22 protein-coding genes are annotated in these 23,106 nt (G+C 63.6%); all 22 read left to right on the top strand.

Annotated elements, in window-relative coordinates:
• The first annotated feature begins 8 nt into the window (after positions 1-8).
• The 22 genes from sctC to istB all read left to right on the top strand — a co-directional run bounded on the left by sctC (position 9) and on the right by istB (position 22,993).
• On the top strand, positions 9-1,706 hold the full coding sequence (sctC, locus tag E5CHR_RS09690) for a type III secretion system outer membrane ring subunit SctC (protein ID WP_162579482.1): 1,698 nt from the start codon (positions 9-11) through the stop codon (positions 1,704-1,706).
• On the top strand, positions 1,703-2,869 hold the full coding sequence (locus E5CHR_RS09685) for a GNAT family N-acetyltransferase (protein ID WP_162579481.1): 1,167 nt from the start codon (positions 1,703-1,705) through the stop codon (positions 2,867-2,869). The genes sctC and E5CHR_RS09685 overlap by 4 nt, the downstream gene beginning before the upstream one ends.
• Positions 2,866-3,741 carry a hypothetical protein gene (locus E5CHR_RS09680; RefSeq protein WP_162579480.1) on the top strand — a complete coding sequence of 292 codons (876 nt, stop codon included), beginning with the start codon at positions 2,866-2,868 and terminating at the stop codon, positions 3,739-3,741. The genes E5CHR_RS09685 and E5CHR_RS09680 overlap by 4 nt, the downstream gene beginning before the upstream one ends.
• Before the next feature lie 86 nt (positions 3,742-3,827).
• The gene (locus E5CHR_RS09675) at positions 3,828-4,640 is read left to right on the top strand and encodes a hypothetical protein (RefSeq protein WP_162579479.1); all 813 of its coding nucleotides are present in this window, start codon (positions 3,828-3,830) and stop codon (positions 4,638-4,640) included.
• A 64-nt stretch (positions 4,641-4,704) separates the two neighbouring features.
• Complete coding sequence (locus tag E5CHR_RS09670) at positions 4,705-5,001, top strand: hypothetical protein (RefSeq protein ID WP_162579478.1); 297 nt, start codon at positions 4,705-4,707, stop codon at positions 4,999-5,001.
• Positions 5,002-5,038: 37 nt separating this feature from the next.
• Positions 5,039-5,857 (top strand): hypothetical protein, encoded by an 819-nt coding sequence (locus tag E5CHR_RS09665; RefSeq protein WP_162579477.1) that lies wholly within the window; start codon positions 5,039-5,041, stop codon positions 5,855-5,857.
• Between the two features lie 4 nt (positions 5,858-5,861).
• Positions 5,862-6,446, top strand: coding sequence for a hypothetical protein (locus E5CHR_RS09660; RefSeq protein WP_162579476.1), 585 nt, complete (start codon positions 5,862-5,864; stop codon positions 6,444-6,446).
• Complete coding sequence (locus E5CHR_RS09655; protein WP_162579475.1) at positions 6,443-6,958, top strand: SycD/LcrH family type III secretion system chaperone; 516 nt, start codon at positions 6,443-6,445, stop codon at positions 6,956-6,958. Before E5CHR_RS09660 ends, E5CHR_RS09655 begins: the two co-directional genes overlap by 4 nt.
• Positions 6,959-6,961: 3 nt before the next feature.
• The gene (locus E5CHR_RS09650; protein WP_162579474.1) at positions 6,962-8,206 is read left to right on the top strand and encodes a hypothetical protein; all 1,245 of its coding nucleotides are present in this window, start codon (positions 6,962-6,964) and stop codon (positions 8,204-8,206) included.
• A gap of 15 nt (positions 8,207-8,221) precedes the next feature.
• Positions 8,222-10,327, top strand: coding sequence for a hypothetical protein (locus tag E5CHR_RS09645; RefSeq protein ID WP_162579473.1), 2,106 nt, complete (start codon positions 8,222-8,224; stop codon positions 10,325-10,327).
• A gap of 7 nt (positions 10,328-10,334) precedes the next feature.
• Positions 10,335-10,844 carry a hypothetical protein gene (locus E5CHR_RS09640; protein ID WP_162579472.1) on the top strand — a complete coding sequence of 170 codons (510 nt, stop codon included), beginning with the start codon at positions 10,335-10,337 and terminating at the stop codon, positions 10,842-10,844.
• The gene (locus tag E5CHR_RS09635; protein ID WP_162579471.1) at positions 10,841-11,326 is read left to right on the top strand and encodes a tetratricopeptide repeat protein; all 486 of its coding nucleotides are present in this window, start codon (positions 10,841-10,843) and stop codon (positions 11,324-11,326) included. Before E5CHR_RS09640 ends, E5CHR_RS09635 begins: the two co-directional genes overlap by 4 nt.
• Complete coding sequence (locus E5CHR_RS09630) at positions 11,323-11,712, top strand: EscI/YscI/HrpB family type III secretion system inner rod protein (RefSeq protein ID WP_162579470.1); 390 nt, start codon at positions 11,323-11,325, stop codon at positions 11,710-11,712. The genes E5CHR_RS09635 and E5CHR_RS09630 overlap by 4 nt, the downstream gene beginning before the upstream one ends.
• Positions 11,713-11,719: 7 nt before the next feature.
• On the top strand, positions 11,720-12,556 hold the full coding sequence (gene sctJ, locus E5CHR_RS09625) for a type III secretion system inner membrane ring lipoprotein SctJ (RefSeq protein WP_162579469.1): 837 nt from the start codon (positions 11,720-11,722) through the stop codon (positions 12,554-12,556).
• The gene (locus E5CHR_RS09620) at positions 12,553-13,227 is read left to right on the top strand and encodes a hypothetical protein (RefSeq protein WP_162579468.1); all 675 of its coding nucleotides are present in this window, start codon (positions 12,553-12,555) and stop codon (positions 13,225-13,227) included. Before sctJ ends, E5CHR_RS09620 begins: the two co-directional genes overlap by 4 nt.
• Positions 13,197-13,934 carry an HrpE/YscL family type III secretion apparatus protein gene (locus E5CHR_RS09615; protein ID WP_162579467.1) on the top strand — a complete coding sequence of 246 codons (738 nt, stop codon included), beginning with the start codon at positions 13,197-13,199 and terminating at the stop codon, positions 13,932-13,934. Before E5CHR_RS09620 ends, E5CHR_RS09615 begins: the two co-directional genes overlap by 31 nt.
• Positions 13,935-13,993: 59 nt before the next feature.
• Entirely contained in the window at positions 13,994-15,307 is a 1,314-nt protein-coding gene (gene sctN / locus E5CHR_RS09610) for a type III secretion system ATPase SctN (protein WP_162583653.1), read from the top strand.
• 171 nt (positions 15,308-15,478) lie between these two features.
• Positions 15,479-15,925 carry a CesT family type III secretion system chaperone gene (locus tag E5CHR_RS09605; protein ID WP_162579466.1) on the top strand — a complete coding sequence of 149 codons (447 nt, stop codon included), beginning with the start codon at positions 15,479-15,481 and terminating at the stop codon, positions 15,923-15,925.
• Positions 15,926-15,964: 39 nt separating this feature from the next.
• Positions 15,965-16,489 (top strand): CesT family type III secretion system chaperone, encoded by a 525-nt coding sequence (locus tag E5CHR_RS09600; protein WP_162579465.1) that lies wholly within the window; start codon positions 15,965-15,967, stop codon positions 16,487-16,489.
• A 265-nt stretch (positions 16,490-16,754) separates the two neighbouring features.
• Positions 16,755-20,573: a hypothetical protein gene (locus E5CHR_RS09595; RefSeq protein WP_162579464.1), complete on the top strand. Its 3,819-nt coding sequence runs from the start codon at positions 16,755-16,757 to the stop codon at positions 20,571-20,573.
• 87 nt (positions 20,574-20,660) lie between these two features.
• The gene (gene istA / locus E5CHR_RS09590; RefSeq protein ID WP_068682754.1) at positions 20,661-22,226 is read left to right on the top strand and encodes an IS21 family transposase; all 1,566 of its coding nucleotides are present in this window, start codon (positions 20,661-20,663) and stop codon (positions 22,224-22,226) included.
• Positions 22,223-22,993 carry an IS21-like element helper ATPase IstB gene (gene istB, locus E5CHR_RS09585; RefSeq protein WP_068682752.1) on the top strand — a complete coding sequence of 257 codons (771 nt, stop codon included), beginning with the start codon at positions 22,223-22,225 and terminating at the stop codon, positions 22,991-22,993. Before istA ends, istB begins: the two co-directional genes overlap by 4 nt.
• Positions 22,994-23,106 lie beyond the last annotated feature (113 nt).

Here is a 23,106-nt window from a genome sequence, read left to right as displayed (position 1 = left end):
AGCCAGGAATGAAAACGTCCTTTTGCCCACGCCTGCGCAAGCTCGTGTCCCGTTGCGTCATCGCAGCCGCGCTCCTCGGCGCCATGGCCTCGTCCTTCGCCGCAGCGACGCCGCAACCCATGGCATCGATCCCTTGGCCGGACAGCCCGTTCACGTTGATCAACAGCGGCCAGAAAGCCGAAAAGATGCTGACGAGCTTCACGCAGGCCTTCGGCTTGCGGCTCCAGCTGGATGACCCGCTGCCCGAAGAAGCCGCTCCGGTGCTCGGCCGCATGACCGCGGCCAACCCGACCGAGTTCCTCAACCAGCTGGCGGCCACCTACGGCTTGATGTGGTACCACTACAGCGGCACCCTCCACGTGGCGCGCGCAGCATCGCGCCAGGCGCGCGTGCTGTCCAACAAAGGGTTGAGCGCGCAAACCCTGCGCCGCGTGATGGCCGAGATGGGCCTCCTGGAAGCCAAGTTCGGCTGGAGCGAGATCGAGGAGAACGGCTTCATCATGGTCTCCGGCCCCAAGTCTTACGTCGAGCGCATCGAAGCCGCCATCAACGCGCTGCCCGAACAACGCCCGGAACAGCAGATCCAGGTCTACCGTCTGCGCTACGCCGCCGTGGACGACCGGGTGATCTCGTACCGTGACAAGCAGATCTCGACGCCGGGCGTGGCGACGGTGCTGCGCAACCTCATCGCCGGGGGCGCGACCGTCGGCGCCAGCACCGAGATCGTCGAGCTCGCCGCGCCGCTGCGCACGGAGGCCAAGGCCGCGAGCGACACCGCGGGGGAATCGACTCGCCCCGAACCACGGCGATCGGCGGCCTTCGCGGGAACCGGCGGCACTCGCACAGGGCCGGTCATCCAGGCGGATCCGAGGCTGAACGCCATCATCGTGAAGGACAAGCCGCAGAACGCGCCGATCTACCAGGCCTTGATCAATTTCCTGGACGTTCCCAGCAGCCTGATCGAGATCGAGGCCATGATCGTGGACGTCAATTCCGAGAACATCTCGGAACTGGGGATCGACTGGAGCGCCGGGATTGGCAAGCTGGCTGCAAGTTCGGAGAGGGGGTTGATCACCCTGGCAGGCGGCAGTGTTCCGAGCGGCACGACGGCGATCACGAACACCGCCAACTTCATCCTCGCCAGCATCCGCGCGATGGAGAGCAAGGGCACGGCCAGGGTCGTGTCGAGGCCGTCCATCCTGACTCAGGACAACATGGGCGCGCTCATCGACCTGGCGGACACCTTCTACATCCAGACCACGGGCGAGCGCGTGGCGCAGGTCACCCCGGTGACGGTGGGCGTGACATTGCGCGTCACGCCCCGGGTCATCGGAAGCGCCGACAAGCACACGGTGCAGTTGGTCGTCGACATCGAGGACGGCGGAATCCAGGATCTCAAGATCGGAAACCTCCCCACCGTCCGTCGCAGCAACATCAGTACGCAGGCCCTGGTCGGCGAAGCGCAAAGCCTCGTCATCGGCGGCTTGAACACCGAATTCAAGAGTCAGAACCGCGATGCCGTGCCGGTGCTCGGGAATGTGCCCGTCCTGGGCGCTCTGTTCGGCCACTCCACGGCGACCAACCGCAAGCAGGAGCGGCTATTCCTGATCACGCCCCGCGTGATCGTCGCGGAGGATTCGCGCCCCGCCGCGACGCGCAAGAACGCCTCTCCCGCCGACGAGGTTCTTACACAGGAGATGCAATGAGCGCCTTGCAATCAGCAGTCGGGAACGCGCGCCGCATCGACCCGGACGCACGCATCGCCCGCGCGCTGATGTCGGTGACCGCGGACACGCAGATGTCAGACTCAGCTGCCGGCGTCGCAATGGCATTGCAGTCCGTCGATCAATTCAGGAATGTCTGGCCCTACCTGATCCTCGCGCTGCGAAAGAACCACCGCCTGGACCGGACGCGCATCGCGCAGACACTCTCACGCCTGTGGTCGAACTCAACCGAGCCCTGGGACGCAGACAGCCTTCGCGGCCTCGCCCGCGTGGCCAACGCCTGCTTCGATATCAGCCTCTCCATGAAGGCACTCCACGCGTTGCGCGAACTGGATGCATCGGTGGCGTCCGACCACCTTCTGGAAGCCTGTTGCCACGCTGCGCGCGGCGACCTGGAGCAGGCACTTTCCCTGTCCGGCACAGTCCTGGCACGCGCCCCTCACAACAAGGTCGCAGTCGGCCTGCACGAGGGCTGGACACAGCGCAAGGAGGGGTGGCGCGGCCCTTGGCACGTGCCGGTCGCCGGCCGTGACGGCTTGCATCTGGAACCCCTGCATGTCGAGCACGCGCAGGCGCTGGCCTGGCAGTATCGCGACCCGGCCATCGCCGCCAAGACCATGCTGCCCGCGCTGGAGGAACCGAGCGCGGCGCGGCACTGGATCGAACACAGGATCTCCGATCGCCACGTGGTCCCCTACGCCCTGATGCATCGCGAGCACGGCTTCGTGGGCTCCGTGGAAATCACGGTGAGCGATGCGGAAGCATTTCTCTGCATCTGGGTCGGCACCGACTGGCAGGGACAGGGACTCGGGCGCCAGATGGTCGCCATGGCCTGCGAGCACGCATTCCGATGCGGCATCGAGACCATGCTCACCGCCGCATACGACAGCAACACGGCCTCCCTGCGCACCTTGCGCGGCTGCGGCTTCGCCGACGTGAACATCCGGGCGGAACCGCCGGACCACGATCGCACTTTCCTCTACCTGCTCGCGCAGCCATATGACCAGGACGAGATCGTGCGCCGCCTGCTCGGATTTTCTGTCCGGGCCGAGACAGGCTTGATATTTCCCGCGCCCGCTTCGAACGACGAGAGCGCCACGCCAGTACCCCACCCGCAACGAGAAACACGAGAGGAAGTTCGATGAGCGACCGGATAGACAGAAGAGACAAGCATCAGCCGCCGGTCCTGATCAAGACGCGTCCCAACGCCATGGCGCTTGGCCTCCATGCAGTTGAACAAAATCACTTCGAGGCGCTGCTGCAGGGAGCGAACGACATGCCCCGCGCGGTACCGGAACAGTCCCCGGTCGCCCCGTCCCCGCTGAACCCGCGCTTCAATGCAGCGCCGGCAGGCGAGCGGCAGGCCGAGCCGCTGGACGAAGCGGAGGCCGGCACGGCGCGGTCGCCCGACGACGCATTCGAATCGCAGCAGCAGGGCCATTTCACGGGTGCCACCGAAGCCAAGGCCGGCCGCGCTCCGAACGAGGCCGCAGACGAGGATGAGGATCAGGACGCTGCCGCCCGATTTGCCGCACCGGAGACGCCGGAGACGCCAGAGCCGCCGGCACTGCCCGACCCGCGCGTCCTCAGTGTGCGGCTCAAGCGCAAGCTGCAGATGGAAATGAAGATGCGCGAGGACGCCACCAGGGCCGTGACACAAGAGCAGGCGGCCGCCCCGCCGGCACAGCAGTTGCCACCGTCGGGGACCGAAGCCAGCAGCAAGACGCCACCGGCACCGCGTGTCGAGGGAGTCGGCGCCGCCAGCAAGGCAGACATGGCACGGCCGACCGCGCCCGAATCGCCCGAATCGCCAGAGATGCCGGAGATGCCGGAGAACGAGGAGCTTTCCCTGGCGACCGAACCCGACGAAGGCCTGCGGCAGGACCGCCACCACCAGTCGGACCGACAAGAGATCGTGGCCGCGGAAGCCGGCGCGGCCCAGGTCGTGCAAGCGCAGCTCCTCGCGCAGCGGAACATGCCCGAGTCCCTCCCATTGCACTTGCTTGAATCCATCTAGCAGACCGGGAACCAGGTCCCGTTCGCGGGTACGTATTGGTGACGGGCCACATTCTCGGCTGGCCCGCCCTGAAATCGGAGATATCAATGGGACAAAGTACACCTGTCGAAATCACGCTCCCTAACTCCAACAAGGTGTGGACGATCGACAGAGCGGGCCCCGACGCCGACGGCGACTACTCAGACGCCTACTCGATGCGCGTCGGCATAGGCCAAGTCGCGAAACTCATGGTCAGTTCCGCAAAGGAGCTCAACGGCTACTCGGCCGAGGTCGAATGGGACGCTCATGCTCTGACGACGATCGAAACGCTGTCCGGCTCGATCCAGAACTGGGCCGCGAACCGCCCCACTGCCCAGGATCTCATGATGCTGTACGACTCCGGCATCATCCAGGCGACGCCCGACCAGGTCCACATGGAGTTTGCGACCACCTTGCCCAAGGTGTATGCCGACCAGGGGTACGTCATCGATATACGCCAGACCCTCGTGGACGTCGATCTGGAAGACATCAAGCGCGTGCCTCCCGAGTATCCCAACTGGAATCCATCGAGCGGCGATGAAGGCGTCTACGAACGGCCTGACGGCACGTACTTCAATTTGCGCCATCCTCCTGCGGATCTGCACCCGCCCCCTCACGGCCAGGTCGTCGTGGTGGACCCGGAATCGTGGCAAGAGTGGGACGTCGACTTGAGCCAGACGAAGTACACAGTGACCGACATGAAATCGCTGCTGCCCACCTGGATCGGTTCGCTCAGCGCTCTCAAGGACGATCTCACCAAGCAGTCCCAGACGCAGATGGCGTACTTGCAGAACGTCACGGAGCAATACGACCGAATGATCGGGTTCCTGCAAGCTTTGATCGAAGCCATGAGAAAGGTGCTGGCAGGCCTCGTCAGGTAGCAGAGGTGCATCCGTCTGCCTTCTTCGCGTCCTCATTCAAGACAACCCATCCCAATCCACCGACATGAGCCAACCCGATTTTCCCGATATCAAGGCAGCCATCGATCAGGCGCGAAAGCTGGTCGCCAAGGCTCAAGAGACCCTGGGCAAGGCCGATCGGTTCTTCGCCGAACAAGGTTTCGACGAAGAGAAGTGCCTGCAAGAGCTGCGCCGGCTCGGCGGCGAAGACGCCGTGCAGAAGGCCCGGGCAGAGGTCGACGAGCAGCTCCGCGCCATCGAGGACGAAGTCCAGCGACACAAGGCACCGGGCAAAACGAGGCCCGTTGTCCGGCGCGTCGCGCTTCGCGGCGGCCGGATCTGAGGCGACCCACACAACAGCAACGAAGGAAGGAGCTCTCATGACGATCAACGCACTCAGCGCCGCCATCGCCCAAACCGACATTACGAAGGGCGACGATCCGCTAGCGGTCTATCGGGCCCTGCAGGCGCTTCGTTACGGGGCCATCTCCAAGGCATTGGGCAGCACTATCGACGCGACCGCAGCCCAAATACGGATCGCAATGCAGGTTTACCAATACGACGACCTGGCGTCGCGCCTGCAGGCACTGCCCGACACGCCGGGCGGCACGAGCAAGGTACTGGCCACCTTTTCTGCCGGCGCCAAGGGCTTGCCTCCCCAGCAGGCGCCGGACGCCACGATCGTGGCCGACCTGCAAGCACTTGGATACTCCGGCCTGACACTGCCGCAGGAAACGTGGCTCTACAGCTACGAAACGTCGAGCGCTCCTGGCGCGGCTTCGCATCCAGTCCTCACGTCGCCGGAAGATGTCGCGACGATCCGTGGCGACTACCCGCTCGCCTACACCCAGGACGGCATCGACTACTACGCGCGAAAGACCGGCGCCGGGAACGATCAGAAGACGAGCTACGTTGCGGTCTACCAGAGCGAGGGGGCGTACTGCGCCAAGGACGCGGACATCGCGGATCTGAGCGCCGATCTAAAAGACAAGATCGACGAAGCAAGCGCCGAGTTGAGTGTCCAGGGCGCGCGGCTGACCGGACTTTCCGGCGAACTGCTGCGCGAGGTCCGGCAGGACCGCCCATTCGCGGAACTGGCCAAGGACCAGCAGAGGCGCTACGACGAGCGCCATGCGGAAGCGTTTCTCGATCAACTGCAAGACACGCCATCCGGCTCCCCGGATGTCCGCAAAGGATGACGCCATGCCGCCACCAGTATCCGAGTTCCAGAAGAACTATCAGGCATTCCTCGACGGCACCGAGCCAGTGACGGACTCCATGCGGAGAGGGGCGCGAGCCTTCCTGCTGCTGGCTGTCGCGCTGGGCAAGGTCCTGTCCGCACAGACCGTCAAAGTCAGAGGGACCGCGGACGCCATGACCAGGGACCATGACTACATGTCCAAGCTGAACGACGTGCTCCAGTACGCTGGCCCCCTGGCGCCTGGGACTGGCAATCAATACACGATCTTCACCGGCAAAACGGAAGAGGAAGTGAAGGACTTCAGAGCCGCCTTTCTCCTGGCCGCGAATATGGGATCTGATCCCGCCGCCTACACAAGCCTCACCACACAGCCTCCTTGGGAGTGGCACCTGACGGTCGAAGAGTGCGGCACGGCGCTCAAGAACCTGCAGATGGACGTCGACGACCTCAACAGCGTATCGCAGGAACAGCAGCTGCGGCTCAATACGCTGATGACCAACCTCAATAACAACATCGAGGCGTCCACCGCGTCGATGCAGAAGGCGGGCACTCAGGCGCAGGCCATCCTCCGTGCACTTGGCGAATGATGCACTTCGATCCCGATCGATTCGACCTCGAGATGATTCAGCCGATGCTGGAGCATCTGGCCTCGGGCCAGACGCTCGGTCCGCTGCCCGATCAATCGCCCGAGGTCCAGAAGGCCATGTACCACCTCGGCTACACCAACTACAGCCAGGGGAAGTACACCGAAGCCATGCGCTTTTTCGGCTTCCTGGTGATCTGCGACCACTGGGACCGCCGCTATCACATGGGCATGGCGGCGTGCCTGCAGATGCAGCAGCAGCATGCGGACGCGCTCAAGTACTACAGCATCGCTTCCATACTCGACCTGACCGACCCGGCGCCGGTGATGCACATCGCCGAATGTCACCTCGCGCGCGGCGAGCGTCCGCAGGCGCGCAAGGCGCTGGACTACGCGATCGTCCAGGCGCGCGCGCATGCGCACCACAACCACCATGTCCCTCGACTCGAGGCGATGGTGGCTCTGTTGGACACCCGTGCCCCCGACTCCACTCCCGACAGCCCTCCAAGGAACTGAGCCATGCCTAAAGTCGATTCTTCTCCTCCCCTTGTCAACCTCACCGGCCTGTGGGGAGATTTCACCGCGACGTCGATCGGCATCAAGGCACCGCTGCTGGCGCTGGCGGATGTACCGTCGTCAGGCGCCGCGTGGATGCAGACCGTGCGGCCTCCCACACTGGACGCCCCGGACCTCAAGATCGACAGCATCTCCTGCTACATAGCGTCACTGCAGTCGACTTTCACCGCGCTTCAGATGAAGGTCCATCTCGATTCGATCGAGAACAACAAACTACAGAAGAAGGCCGATTTCGAAAAGGCACAGGAACAGCAAAGGGTGGCTGACGAGAAGGCAAAGGAAGCTGCCGAAGCGGCCAAGAAGGCCATGGTTCTCGAATGGCTGTCGGCCGTCGCGGCAGTCATCGGCGCCGTACTGGCTGCCGTAGGCGCCGCGGTGGTCACCGGTGGCCTCGCAGTCGGCCTTGCCGTGGTCGGGGTCGTGATGGCCGTGCAAACCCTGACCAACACGGCCATCAAGCAGGCGCAGATGGACGGCAAAAAGATCACCACGACGGATGCCATGGGCAAGGAGCACCAGTTGAGTCTCTCCTGGGGACTCGCCGTCGAGATGGCGCAGGCCAAAGTGGTCGCCGACGGCGGCATCCTGCGCACGGACGACAACGGCCACATCATCGACGCCACCGGCAAGGTCATGAGCAAGGAACAAGTGCTGGCCGCGCGCGAGAAGAACCCTTTCATGAGGGTCATGACGGAAGACGAGATGGGAAAGGAAAGACTGGCCGTGACGCTGGTCATCGAGATCGGAATTGCTGTCGCCATGATCGGCTGCGGCGTCAGGGCGATGGTGAACGCCGGAAAGAACGCCGCCGAGGCGGTCGAGAAGAGCACGAAGTCCGTGCGCCTCGGGATCCAGGCCAGCCAGAAGACCTGGGAGCGGTTTGGCCGCCTGTCCGAGGGCCTTTCGTCAGCCACCGAGATCGTGGGCGGCGCCAGCGACATCGCCCAGGGCAAGAACGGCATCGACATCGCGCAGCTGCAGTTCGAGAGTTCCAACGCCACGGCGGAGCAGTTCTTCTACGAGAAGAAGATGAAGGTAGCCATGGTGATCCTGCGCGAGCTGGAAGCGTCATGCAAGAAGCTGGTGGCCATCATGAGCGAAACCTATGACGCCATGAGCGAGCAGGTGAAGGAGCTCGGCGACGTGCGCGACTCCATCGCGCGCAAGATCAATCAGACGGCGTCTTGACAAGGAGAAACACGAATGACCTACGCACTTATTTTTTCCCTTCCCGGCAAGAACTACGCCGTCGATCCCACCAAAATCTCCGACATCGACCAGCTGGAGCTGGCCAGGCTCGCCGCGAGCGGCACCGAGCCCGACCTCGATGACTTCGTCAAGATCCTGGCGCGCTACCCGACCTCGGCCTACAGAATCCTTCCGTCCACCCCATTGCCGCCCGACGGCCCGCTGGGGGCGCTCACTGACGAGATGATGGACAAGCTCGACATCGACATCGGCGGCATCATCGCCATTGCCATGCTGATCTGCCTGAAGGTGGAACGAGAGATGCGCAAGATGGGCCTGGAGATGAGCCAGAGCCAGGTGCAGGACATGGTGCTCAAGGCATTTCAGGAACGCGAGGACACCCAGAAAGCCAACGCTGCGCAGCGCGACGCCGACATCGCAGGCGCCATCGCTCAGATCGTGACAGGCGCAGCCGGCGGGGGCGCAGGCATCGCGAGCTTTGCCAAGATGGCGCAAGGAGAAAAGCTGACCGCTAGCGCCAAGCGCGACGAAGAAAAGCTGAAGCAGGAGAAGGACGACTTGGCGAAGATCCGCGACGAGAGCGACACCACTTTTGAGAAAAGGTCCGAGGCCATCGAGACTAGGAAGACGGACCTCAAGAAGCTGGAGGACGACGCCAAGAAAACCAAGGGTGAGATCGTCGAGCTACGCGAAAAGGTCCTGATCGACAAGAAGGATGCCGCGGACGATGCCGCCGAGGCGGAGCTGGAGCGCAAAGAGGGAACGCTGGACTCCGCCAAGCAGGAAGAGCAGAAAATCGCGAAGGAGTTGAAGCAGCTGGACGACTCAGACGGCGCTACTGCCCCGGACGGCGTCGATGTGGATGTTTACCGTTCACACCTGCAAGACCAACATGTGCTCCAGAAAGACGAAGTTGCCAGACTGCAGGCCGAGCGCGACACGCTGCTCGACACAACGGCAAGGGGCGGATCTGCCGCCGCAGCGCCGTTCCTGGAGCGCGACCGCGACGCGGTTCAAACCGACATCGCAACGAAGCAGCGAGAGAAGGCCCAGCTCCAGCAGACGGTTGTCGATATCGATGCCCAGAAGACTCGCCTGATCGAGGAACAGGACAATCTCACCGGACGCGCCAACGCCGGGAAGAAGGTCGATCAGAGCGAAATCGAACGATTGACCACCGAAGGACGAACGCTTGCTGCCCAGGAGAAGCAGGCCAAAGACGCGCTGGACGCCAAGAATGCGGAGATCGCGTCCCTGAAGACCAAGCAAAATGACATCGACGCGAAACTGGACGGACTCATGTCGGAGGCGAGGGCCACGCGCCAAGACCTCATCAACGGCGTGAAACGGCACGAGAAAAGCGTCAAGGAGCTCGAGGACAAGAAGGCCGATCTAGAGCGCGAGATCGAGACCAATGACCAGGAGGTCGCCACTGCCAGAGAAATCATCGCGGGCAACGGTTCCGCCGCGCACGTTGCTGCCGCAAAAGCCAGACTGCCGGGGTTCGAAGAGAGGCAGACCATGCTGGCTGGCGAGCTGAAATCCACATCAGCAGATCTCAGGACGGAACGCAATGCCCTGAATAAGGAGCGCGATGAACTCGAGTCCACCTCTCCCATCGAAAAGCTCGACGCCGCCGAAACCCGCCTGAACGAACAGGAATCCGAGATCGAGGAAACCAGGATCAAGCTCAACAGGGACGAGGTCATGCTAGTGGCCGCCAAGAAGAAGCAGGACGCCGACTTCGACGCGAAAGACAAAAAGATCGACGACGGCTTGAAGGTGGTAGAGGAAATACTGAACAAGGCGAGGGCCGCGACCGAGGAAGCCGCAGCGTGGCGCACGGGATTGGACGCCATTGGCAAGGTCCTGGGGGGGTTCGCGAACCTGGGGGAAGCCCAACTCAAGCAGATTGCCGCCGACCTTAGCGCCGAAGCGCGCTATACCGGCAAGCAGTTCGACATCCTTCAGATTGGCCAGGGCATCTACAGCACGTTTGCCGACAACATGTACGCCGGTCTCGGCGAGACGCGGCAAACGTTCAGCGGGATGCTGCTCGACGCCGCCAAGGCGAACCAGGCGATCGCGCAGAGGATGTGAGCCGCAGATGATCTCTCATCATCCAGGCGCCGAATCCGCGCCCGCCGAACCCGCCGCGCCCGATGCATCCGTCGACCTGGATACGCTGCTGCGCGAACTGCAGCAGCGCCTCCGGACAGCGACGCAGCGCTTCTCGGAGCCGCAGCTCAACAGTATCTATTCCGCCGCGTACAACCTCCTGCAGCAGGGGGCCGTCGAGCGCGCCGCCCGCATGTTCAACATGCTTATCGCGCTGCGGCCCGAGCGCGCGCGGTACTGGCATGCCATGGGCATCTGCCGCAGGCGCCAGGAGCAGTTTGCCTTCGCTGTCGAGGCCTTCGGCCGGGCCTTCGAGCTCGATCCAGCCTTCCTCGAATGCGGACTCATGCAGGCCGAGTCGATGCTGCTCATGCAACGCCAGACCGAGGCCGCACAGGTGCTGGACCGGGTCGAGGCCCTGGCGCGTACACAAGGCAACGGACCTGCGATGGTGCGCGCCGAAGGCCTGCGCGAGCTGATCGAAGGCCCCAGCACATGACTGCCGCTGCCGCCGCCTTTCCGCTGAGCCGCCAGGACTTGCAGCTGCTCGCCCAGATCGGCTTCTTCGCGGCGCAGTCGCATCAGCAGGGCGCGGCCGCCGCCCTTTTCGCGGCGCTGCGCGTGGTGCGGCCCGGAACGGTTCTGCCCCTGATCGGACTCGCGCTGGCCGACATTGGCGCCGGCCGTCCTGCGCAGGCCGCGCGCTTCCTGCGCGACGAAGCGCTGCGCGAACACCCCCATGACCCGGAGCTCTGCGCCTTCCTGGGACTGGCCCTGAGCGAAGCCGGTCGCGGCGCCGAGGCCCGCGGCGTGCTGCAGCCGATGGTGGATCGCGAACGCAGCGCGGGCAATGGCGACCAGGCCTATGTGCGCATGGCGCTGCGGCTGCTGCACCCTGACAGCCCCGTGCCCGCCGCGGCCACCGTGCCCGCCGTGCGGGCCGATCATCATCAAGTCAATAACGCGAGGAGTGAAGCATGAACGGCGAGATCATTTCCATGATGGCGCAAGGCGCCCTCCCGGCCGCGCGGCTCGATGAGCCTGTGCTGGGAGCCGCGCCCGCCGCAGACGTGGCGCGCTTTGCCGAGGCCATGGCGCCGCGCGCGGCGCCCGATTCCTTCGTGTCGAGCGTGGCCGGCGTCGAGCCGGGCTCGTTCTTCGACTCGATACGGCTCGTCGGGCAGAACTACACGCAGATATCGCACGAGATGAAGGGTGTCCTGGGCAAGGGCGTGGGGAACATCGATTCCTTCGACCTGATCAAGCTGCAGTTCCAGATGATCGATACGTCGATGATGGTGGACCTGGTCAGCAGGACCTTGCAGAAGGCCACACAGCACATCGACCAGCTGACGAAGCTGCAATAAGGCCAGCATGCACGCGATCCTGCGCACGCTGGCGTGCACCCTCCTCGCATTGGTTCTGGCCGGATGCGAAGGCTCCGTCCAGCTCTTCGCCAACATGAGCGAACGCGATGCCAACGAAGTCCTCGCATCCTTGAAGGAGGTGGCCATCGACGCCCGCAAGGTCCCGGGCAAGGAAGGCGTCAACCTCGAGGTGGACCAGCCATCCGTGGCACGGGCCATCGCCTACCTGAATGCCGAGGGCCTGCCGCGCGAGCGTCGCAGCAACATGGGCGACGTGTTCCGCAAGGAGGGGCTCATCTCTTCGCCGCTGGAGGAACGAGCGCGCTACCTCTGGGCGCTATCGCAGGAGCTGTCGGAGACGATCTCGCAGATCGATGGCGTCGTCCGCGCGCGCGTCCATGTCGTCCTGCCCGAACGCAGCGCCGGCAGCGACCCGGCCATGCCTTCGTCGGCCGCGGTGTTCGTGAAGTACCGCCGCGGCATCAGCCTGGACGACGCCACGCCTCAGATTCGCCGCCTGGTTGCCAGCAGCATCCCTGGCCTGCAAGCCGACAAGGTGACCGTGGTGCTCGTGGCCACCGGTCCGCGAATGAACAACGGCAACGGTACTGCGCAGCGGCCGGCTGCGGCGGCCACCGCAACCGCCGCAACGGGCAGCAGCGGGCCCTACAACGGTCTCCGCGGCATCCTCTCGAACTGGTGGCTTTCCCTGGCCGGCGCCGGGGCCCTGGCGGCGTGCGCCCTGGCCGCGGCAGCCTTTATGGCGCTGCGCGGGCGGCGGCGCACGCGCAACGCTCCGGGCGAAGACGGCCCGGCTGCTTCCGTCGAGATCGACCCGACATGACGCTGCCCAACTCTCCCCGGCTCCCAGCCAGGCCGAGCCGGGAGCTCGCCGAAATCTGCCTGCTGGTGCACGAGTTCGATCAGTGGCCGGCCGAGTACATGAACACGTCGCGCCGGGAGGCGTTCACCCCGCCGCCGGTGCCCGCCACGATTTGGGACAACCCGCGGGCGCGGCGGCACCTGTCCCGTCACATCGCACGTACGCTCGATCTGCGGCCATGCGTGCCGAAGCGCCAGGGCGCCGAGTGGCCTGTCGCCTTGCTCAAGGCACAAGCACTGCGCCGGTTGGCCCGGCATGTCGCCGCCGTCGCCTCCTCGGTGCAGGTGCGGCGTAGCCTGTTGCGCGAGGACGTGCTGGCGTGGCGCGATTGGCTCACGCCCGCACCCTTCGAGTTCGCGCAGCGCACCGCAAGCCTGCTGCCTCTGAAGCCGGGTGCAGACACGGAGATCGACCGCACGCTCACCGCGGAGTCGGTGGGATTGCGCTGGCTGGCGCGTGCCGCGCAAACCTGGCCCGAGCCTGTGGCACGCCGCTTTTTGCTGAAGATGACGCCCGCGGATGCCGAAAGCCCGTGCGGCGCCGACCCAAGCGCTGCGATGCGCCTTGCATCGTCCGTCCTGTCCATCGTGGAGCCCGGCTGGTGTTCATTGCTCGCGAAAAATCTTCACTGAGCCGTCTCGACACCGCCGCCAAGGTCGTCAAGGCCAAGGATTTCTGGGCTTACAAGGAAGCCAGGGAGGCGGTCGAGGAAGCGCTGCGCCGCAAGGAGGAGATCCTGCTGTCGGCGCAGGAAGCCTACCGCGCCGAGCGCGAGCGCGGCTATCGCGAAGGCAGCGAATCGGCCCGCCTGGAGCAGAGCGGCAACATCGTCGAGATCGTCTCGCAGACGGCCCAGTACTACGGCCGCGTCGAGACCGAGATGGTCGATCTGGTGCTGGACGCAGTCCGCAAGGTCGTCAGCGACTTCAGCGACCGCGACCGCGTCTCGACCGTCGTGCGCAACTGCATGGACCTGGTGCGTACCCAGAAAAGCCTGAGCCTGAACGTGCACCCCTCGCAGGTCGAGCATGTGCGCGGGGAACTCGACGCGCTGCGGCGGCAGTTTCCCTCCGTCGCGCAGATCGACGTGCATCCGGACGCGAAGGTCGCGCTCGACGCATGCATCGTCGAATCCGACATCGGCATCGTCGAGGCGAGCCTCCACGGCCAGATGGAAAAATTGCGCGAAACACTCGTCGGCGTGTTCGCTCCGAAGCCGGAACTTGCGGCCGACCTCGACCGGGAGCCCGACGGCATCGTTGACGCCGCCGACTCCGATGACCTCTCCGAGACCGACAAGACCGACGAGCTCGCCTCCGATGAAGAGGACGCCGTGTGAGCACCGGCGCCCCGTACCTGCACCTGCCCCCGGCGCGCAAACCCGGCGACCTCGGCTATATCGCCCGAACACTGCGCGGAGCCGTCGCCCAGGCCGCCACGGTCAAGATCCGAGGACGGGTGGTGCAGGTCGTGGGGACCATCGTCAAGGCCGTGGTGCCTACCGTGCGCATGGGCGAAGTCTGCCTGCTGCGCAACCCCGGGAGCGACCTGGAGGTGCAAGCGGAAGTCGTGGGCTTCTCCAAGGGAATCGCCCTCCTCGTCCCGTCCACCGGCACGCAGGGCATCTCCGGCGACACCGAAGTCTTTCCGACCGGACGCGAGCAGATGGTCCCCGTCGGCAACGGCCTTCTCGGCCGCGTCCTCGATGGGCTGGGCAAACCCATCGACGTGGAACAGAAGGGCCCGCTGCTCGTCAGCAAACAGTATCCGGTCTACGGCCCCGCCCCCGACCCGCTGAAGCGCCGTGTCATCAGCGAGGCGCTCCCGCTGGGCGTGCGCGCCCTCGACGGCCTGCTGACCTGCGGCGAGGGCCAGCGCATGGGCATCTTCGCGGCGGCCGGCGGCGGAAAGTCCACGCTGATGGCCATGCTCGTCAAGGGCGCCGACGTGGATGTGATCGTGGTCGCCCTGATCGGCGAACGCGGGCGCGAGGTACGCGAATTCCTGGAGCACGAGCTGGGCCCCGAGGGCATGGCCCGCGCCGTGATCGTCTGCGCCACCTCCGACAAGTCATCGATGGAGCGCGCCCGCGCCGCCTACGTGGCCACCGCCATCGCGGAATATTTCCGCGACCAGGGCAAGCGGGTGCTGCTGCTGATGGATTCGGTCACCCGTTTTGCGCGCGCCCAGCGCGAGATCGGCTTGGCCGCCGGGGAGCCGCCCACACGAAGAGGCTTCCCGCCCAGCGTGTTCGCAACGCTGCCCCAGCTGATGGAACGCGCCGGCACCAACGAGAAGGGCTCGATCACAGCGATGTACACGGTCCTCGTCGAAGGCGACGACATGACGGAGCCGGTCGCCGACGAGACGCGTTCGATCCTCGACGGCCACATCATCCTTTCGCGCAAGCTGGCGGCGGCCAACCACTATCCGGCGATCGATGTGCTGGCTTCCGCGTCGCGGGTGATGAATGCGCTGATCACTCCCGAGCACAAGGCTGCTGCCGGCAAGGTGCGCGAGCTGATGGCCAAGTACCAGGACATCGAACTGCTGCTGAAAGTGGGTGAATACAAGAAGGGGGCTGACCGCATGGCGGACCTGGCCATCGACCGCCACGATGCGATCCGGGACTTCCTGCGGCAGCCGACGGATGAGCACTCCGACTACGGCGACACGCTGAAGCGGCTGAAGGCGCTGGCATCGGGCGCCTGAGTTCATCGGCCCAGCCGCTGAGGAGAAGTTGCATGGGCCCTTGGGAACCCGGCCGATCCGGTCGTTACACAGAATTGCGCAAGATTTGATCCACCCAACACGGCTCTTGTCTTGCGAGTGCCGGGCTATCCGTCCCAACCGTCCACACAGCATCTCTCACAAGGAGCCTCCATGTCCGAAGCAACCGGCCTCTGGCGCAGCCAGTTCATTGATATCGCGCTCGACCTGCGGCGGCAGGCCGGGAAGCCCGCGACCCATTTCCAGGACGCACCTGACGCGGCCATCAGGATGAAGTTCCATATCGAGGGCGTGATGTTCCAGGTCACGCATCTGGCGGGTGCCAACACCGCTGCCGATCGCTTCCTGCTGGAGTGCCACTTCGGTCCTCTCGCGATGGACCGGGTGAACGAAGCGCTCGTACAGGCACTTTCGCTGAACCTGGGCATGGCCCGCTCCAGTTCGGGCGTACTGGGCATTGACGAATCCCTCGACCACCTGGTTTACAGCTGCTTCGTCTCGCTACATGGCGCGACAGGCGCAAACATATCGGAAGCCCTGCGGGACCTGGCCCAGCTCGCGCACGAATGGCGGGCGGCGCACTCGATCACGCTGCACTGACCTCCACTTGCCTCATACCAAAAACAATCTGGAGACTGCATGAATTCTGATTTCGACTCCACGCCCGGCCGGGCGGCGCGCGAACAGGTGATTGCGCTGCTCAGCCTGCTACCCGGCCAGCTCGGCGGAACCTGGTCCCTTGACGATGCCAGCTACCCCGACTGGCCGGCGTGGCGTGCCGCGGAGGAACTCGCGGTGACTCTTCGCATCGGCACTCGCGAATTCACTCTCTTGCATTCACTGGATGCCGAACGCAGCGCCAGGCTGGTCGTCGAATGCCGCTACGGCACTGTGCCGCAGTTCTCGCTCATCGAGTGCTACCGCCAGCTGCTGGCCAGGAACCACAGAAACTTTCCGGAGCATCCATCCACCTACGCACTCGATTCCTCGACGAAGACAGTGGTCCACATCACAAGCTATCTGCTCGAGTCAATCGATGCCGAGAAGCTCGCCAATGTACTCGTCGACGGCGCGCAGCTTGCGATGCGTTGGCAAGAGGAGTTCGACCAGGCTTCTGAGGCTCTTCAGAACGAGAGCAGCTTCCCGTTCACCCTACAAATCTAAGGAGACAACTCTTGTGAGACCCAAAAAAGTACCCAGGTTGACCAATCTTCCTTCGACCCTGTATATCACGGGCTCCGGAAAGCCCATCAAAACGCAAGTACTCAGATCCGAGAGCAATCGACCTCCTATTCGCAATCAAGCCCTTCCTGCTGATGACTACGAGATTGAACTAATTTCCCAGCGAAACCTATCGACAAGGGATCAGAACAGCGATGTCACCATAGACATTCCCTCTCCGCTGATCTCTCTGCGAACGCTATCGGCAATGGATGAGGACAACGATGTTGTCATAGACATGTCCCGCCCGTCGGCGCCGATGGCGATGATTGCTCTCCTCCAGAGCTGCGCCGACAAGGAGAAAACATTCTGGGCGTCCAAGTACCAAGATGACCTGGCATTCCGCACCAAGATCGACAATTTCGTCACTTTTCAAGCTCTGGCCATCAAGCTCAAGGACGAGGGAAAGGTACCGCCTGCGGAACTCGATCAGGCCTTTTGCAACCTGGGCTCCATGCTTGCTGATGCCTTTGGAATGGTCGATCCCTTGACCGGCAAATGGTCCAAACCAACCCAAGAGGCCTGCGCACGAGCAGGTGCCGAGTATTCAAGGGCATCGGTTTGGGCATTTGCCTACGCTCAAGCACCCGGGATGGCGAGATCGATGCTCAATCTCCTAGGACAGGCCGCAGTGGGGCTCGGTGCGCCTCCGTTGGTCGCAACCGTTGTCCAGCACTTGACCGGCTTCACCGCTTCGATTGCTCAGCTCCCCGTTTCCATGCTCGCTACCCAGTGGAATGCAGACCAGCAAAGCGATTGTGTGCAACAGATGAAAGGAAAGAACCCCGAGTTCGTTCCTAACGTCATCTCCACCAAGATCGTGAAGCCTGATGGAACATCGGTCGAGCTGCGACCGCTGAGTCATGTGCAGGAGGATTTGAATGATCTCGACTGGGTGAGCAAACTCCTCGACTCGGGAACCGAAGCCGATCTCACCTCGGCTAGCTTGCTCTACTCGGGCAAGATCGATGAGGCCGACGCCAGGCTTCTGAAGCAGCTCTCCAAGGCGACTGCAAAGCTGGGAACGCTGCAGCAGCAAGGGCGCGCACTGAACGCCATTGAGATAGAACTCAAGAATCCGAAAAGGGATCAGCGCGAACGGGCTGAGCTGCTCAGCAAGGTATCAAGAGGTCCCACCGCCCTGCCAGGCCCCCTGAAGCTGGAGACAAAGAGGTGTTTGGAGCAGATCAACCACTGGGAACTGCTGGTCAAGGATCTCGATGCCGCTCGTGACGCGTTGAAGGCGCAGCGACTCGCCAAGTTAGAAAGCGCGAAGAAGGATCTAGTCGACGATGGCAATGGCTTTGCTGGTGATATCGAGAGTTCCATGTCAGATTACTCTGACAGCAATGAAACAACACCCGTCGCAACAAACGCAGCCCCGGACCCACGCCCCGTTTTGAAGAGCGACGCGCTGCGCAAAGTCCACTCGGACAGGGCTTTCGAACAGATCCAGATTCTTCAATACCGGGCGATGAACGTCCTGACCAATCAAAGCTATAGCCGATGGGTCCGCTCTTGGCTATTCGTTACAGGGGCGAGCGGCCAACTCATTCTCCAGCTTGCGCAACATATTGCGGGCAAGGATCTCGGCCCGGCCTCCGATGTGTGGCAACTCGCCACGAGCCTTGCTCAAACGATCATCTATGCCTGGCAGCAGCCGAAGATGAGCGGTGAGGACTACCTGAACAAGCTGGCTACGCAATGGAACATCGTGGCAATGACTGGGACAGGCAGCTTTGTTGACAAGGCGGGGAAAGTCGTTCCGTCAAAGCTCGACGCAGCGGTGACGGGCCCTCTCTTGACAAGGCTGACCACCTTCGCATCGATTCTCATCTTCGATAGATCGGTCTATACCCAGAGCATACTCGGGTGGGTTGTCGATCCCCATACACTCGATGACGAGGCGGCCATTGCTGCCGTACTAGAACTGCCCACCAAAGACAAGAATGGCAAGGCAGTCAAAGACGAGGACGGCAATTTGGTGCTGGTACCAAGGCTTGTGCCGTGCACCTACCTGAGTCTGGCTGCCGAGTTCCATAGCCTTCCCGACCGTTCCTACCGTAAACGTTTTGTAATCGAACTCATCGAGAAACTCGAGATTGGCGAGGAAATCGGAAGCTCCATGCTGAGAAACCTGGAGTGCTACGAGGATAACGAAGCAAACATCGCCTCTGCAAAGAGTGGGGATTTGAACTCACTCCTGTCAAAGCTGATCTCGTCCAGTGAGGCCGGACTACTGCCCGAAACCATTGAACTGTTCGGGTGTTTCGTGCTATCACAAAGCCCACCTGACGCCATTGAGCATGACGAACAGATCATGCGGCAAAGAACCCTGCCGTCCGAGCTGTCAAGCCTGGCAGCCAAGTTCCAGAATCTGAGCCATCGCGAAGAACGAGAAGACTTTGTCATTGATCTCGCGAACGAGCATCCCCACCTGGACGAGAACGCCAAGGCTGCCATCAAACAGTACCTCGCAACGTACGAGAAGAAGCGCGAAGCTCCATCGGCCGATGTTGCTGGCATGCTTAGCGATTCGCTGCTTGCTGCGCTTGGGGACAAGACAAAGGAACACGAAGACCGCAAACTGTTCAAGCTCATGGCTGCGGTGGAGCAGCGTTCGGAAGCCGGCACCCTGCAAGCAGCGCAAAAGTTCGGCCAGCAGTTCGCCTGGATAGGCGCCGGCACCGGTAGCGTTCTGGTCGCCAGGTCTCTATTCACCTTTGCGGCGCAGGCCATCATCGCGCGTGAGGACATCCGCGAGTATCGGTACGGGCGGGATGAGGACGCTCTGGCCGCCCTCGCCGGTCGGCTCCTCGCGACCAAAGTGACAGGCAATTTGATGGCCATCGTGAGCTCGTTGATTTCGCTCGGCTTGGGTTACGCCTACCACGAATACATTCTCTGCAAAAATGTGCAGCGAGGAGCTAGTGGCAGCAATCTCTCCGTCGTCAATACCCCTGCACCGTCCCTGTTCAAGGCACTGCCCCAGGAGTTCTTGGCATTTCTGCGGTATCCGGACGCGAGAGTCGAAGAGGTCACCGACTACAGTACGCTGGCCGGCAGGCAGGTACCCGAAGCCGACCGCCCTCCAAAGATGAAGTTCACCCGGCAAATAAAGCTTACGGAGGCAACTTGGGAGCAGATGTTTTCGGCCGACCTTGCACCTCCGGCCGACCTCGGCCCCTGGGGCAAGCTCAAAGACGTCTGGGAAACCTGGTCGGGCTACTTCACGGAAGAGCATGGCTCTCTCGCGGAGATGACGGAGAGCCAACTCGCAGTCGCCATCAAGAAAGACCTGGACAAGGTCATGCACTACCTCAAACAGGAACAGGAGGAGGAAGAGGAAGAGGAAGATCAAAGCGTCTCGCCGACCCAGGAAGCGAGGATCAATACCTCCAAGAAAGAGCATCTCGACGGTGCTGCGCCAACCAGAATCGATGATGACGAACATCCACTCATTCCGCTGCACATACCTCTGATTTCAATGCCTAGGTTTGAGCCTGTGAATACGCCGAGGACGCCCAGAACGGGAATGCCGTCACTTCCGACCACGCCCAGGACTCAGGCATCACAACCCCCAAAGTCACCTCCGACGACACCCAGGAATCAAGCGTCTTCGACCCAGAAAACTGGAACTATTCGACCGCTTGAATACCGTTCACAGGGCAGACAAAACGAGCTGACGCGCAGGATAGCAAGGGGCAAGGCAATCAGCGTAACGAAGGTGCCTGGTGGGGGTGAAAGCGTGATCGAGCGTGTGCAGCTTGATGCAGATCCGAGCGACATTCTGCGTTTCGACACCCACAACGACTTGCCCCCAAGCGCCGACAACGCTCCACCGGTCGAGAATTACTTCGTCACTCAGCCGCAGTTGGGCAATCCTTCTCCGGCAATGCAAAAACTCCACTGGAAACCACTGGAACGAAGCCAAGCACTGGAACAAGGCGATGGCCCCAAGGCGATTTTTACCCGGATGGCCACCCAAAATCCCCCACCCGTGGCCACCTCAAACTCCTCCACCTGAACTGATCGGGAGAGGGTTGTAGGCCGGTGCCACCGGCCCCCTTTGGACAGGACGTGAACTGACCTCCCGAGCGAGGAGGTCGTGGAGTTGAACGTCTTGAAGCCAAACAAGAAAACCACCATCCAGACGCTGCTGGCGCGAGGAGCCGGCCAGCGGGAGATTGCCCGCATCACGGGGATCGACCGCAAAACGATCCGCAAGTACCAGGCGGCGATGGCCGGCGCAAATTCCTCCGGGGTGGCCACCGGCTCGGCGCCTCTGAAGGAGGGCGAGAAAGCGGCCCAAAATCCCCCACCCCGGCCACCGGCGCACACCTCGGCGTGCGAACCCTGGCGCGAGTTCATCCAGGCGCAGCTGCTGCTCAAGCGAAACGCCATGGCGATCTACCAGGACCTGGTGGACGTCCACGGCTTCGGCCATGGCTACAACAGCGTCAAGCGGTTCGTCGCGCAGCTGCGCTCGCGCGAGCCGGAGCAGTTCGACCGGCTGGAGTTCGCCCCCGGCGAGGAGGCGCAGGTCGATTACGGCGAGGGCGCGATGACGCTGGATCCGGTCAGCGGCCGCTGGAAGCGCCCGCGGCTGTTCGTGATGACGCTGCGCTACTCGCGTCGCAGCTTCCGCCGGGTGGTGTGGAAATCCGGCCAGCAGGAGTGGGCCGAGCTGCACGAGCAGGCGTTTCGCTACTTCGGCGGGGTGGTGCGCTATGTCGTGCTGGACAACCTCAAGGAAGGTGTGCTCAAGCCCGATCTGTACGAGCCGGAGCTCAACCCGGTGTACGCCTCGCTGCTGGCCCATTACGGCTGCGTGGCGGACCCGGCACGGGTGCGCGACCCCAACCGCAAGGGCAGCGTGGAAAACGCGATCCAGCACACGCAGGACACGGCGCTCAAGGGCCGGCGGTTCGACTCACTGCAGGCACAAAATGAGTTCCTCGAGCGCTGGGAGAGCACATGGGCGGCCAAGCGCATTCACGGGCGCGAGAAGCGCCAGGTGCAGGCCATGTTCGAGGAGGAGCGTGCCAGTTTGCTGCCGCTGCCGATCACCCGCTTCGCCTTCTTCCGCGAGATGGTGCGCACGGTGTGCGACGACACCACGGTGCGGGTGGACAGCAGCAATTACGCTGCCCGTCCGGCGGCCATCGGTGCGAAGGTGACGGTGCGCCTGTACGCCCACCTGGTGGAGATCCGGGACCGGCAGACCGGCGCGCTGTTGCGCACGCACGCGCGCAGCGAACGGCGGGGTGCCACCGTGCTGCCCGAGGACGAGCGGCCGTTCAACCCGAGCCGGCAGACCGAGCTGCTGTGGAAGCTGGCGCGCGAGATCGGCCCCCATTGCCTGGCGCTGTGCCAGCAGTGGTTTGCTCGCGAAGGACGCGTCGGGCAGCGGCGCATGTGGGGGCTGGTCGGGCTGGCGCGTCACCATCCGGCGGCGCTGGTGGAGCAGGCCTGCGCGCTGGCGGTGCAGCAGCAGCGCGCCACGCTGAAGGCCATCACGGCCATGGTGGGCGAGCTAGCCGAGGCGGCAGCCGCCGCGTCGCCTGTGGCGCCGCCATTGACGCAGCGCGACGAGCTGATCCGCGATGCAGCCACGTACGCGGACTTCTTCGCCGCCGCGACCGGTGGCGTGCCGGTGGCCGGGGAGTGGCTGCAATGAGCATGTCGATCGCCGAACTTGAACGCACCCTGGCGCAGCTTCGCCTGTCCGGGGCGCGCGACACATTGCAGACGCGCCTGGAGCAGGCGCAGGCCTCGCAGATGACGGCGCAGGAGCTGCTGGCGCTGCTGCTGCAAGACGAACTCGATCGCCGCCAGAGCCGCCTGATCGACAAGCGCTACAAGGACTCGCACCTGGACGAGAAGGTCACGCTGGCCGAGATCGACTGGTCGTTCAACCCGAAGGTGCCGCGCGCGGCCTGCTTCGAGCTGCAGACGCTCAAGTTCGTCAGCGAGGGCGCCAACGCCCTGTTGATCGGCAAGCCCGGCACGGGCAAGAGCCATGTAGCCAAGGCGGTGGCCTACCACGCCGTGCAGCAGGGGCTGAAGGTCGCCTATCTGGAGGCCGACACCGACTTCGGCCGCTACGCCTTGGCCGAACCCCGAGAGCGCGAGCTGATGCTGCAGCGGCTGCTGGCGGCCGACCTCCTGGTGCTGGACGACCTGTTCCTGGCCAAGCGCGTCTCGGAGGTGGCGGCGGAGTTGCTGCAGACCCTGGTCCATCAACGGCATCGCCGCCGCGCCAGCGTGCTGGTGACGTCCAACCGGGTGATCCGGGACTGGGGCACCTACCTGGGCGACATGACGATGGCATCCACCATCCTCGACCGGCTGATGCACCGTTCCCGCCTGCTGGAGTTCGAGGGCAAGAGCTACCGGCTGAAGGAGGCGGCTCAGCGCCTGGCCATCAAGGCGCCGGCGGACTGACCCTCAGGCGCGCCCGCCGTGGACAAGCCACCCGTCCACAGGACAGGCCTGTGGACGGCCCCTGCGGCGATCGTGGCCTGCCCACCGCTCCCCGGCGGCCGCCTCCGGCCTGA

Origin of the sequence: Variovorax sp. PBS-H4 (assembly GCF_901827205.1) — a bacterium.
Classification (GTDB): Bacteria; Pseudomonadota; Gammaproteobacteria; order Burkholderiales; family Burkholderiaceae_C; genus Variovorax.
This window is presented reverse-complemented; position numbering and strand designations above follow the sequence as displayed.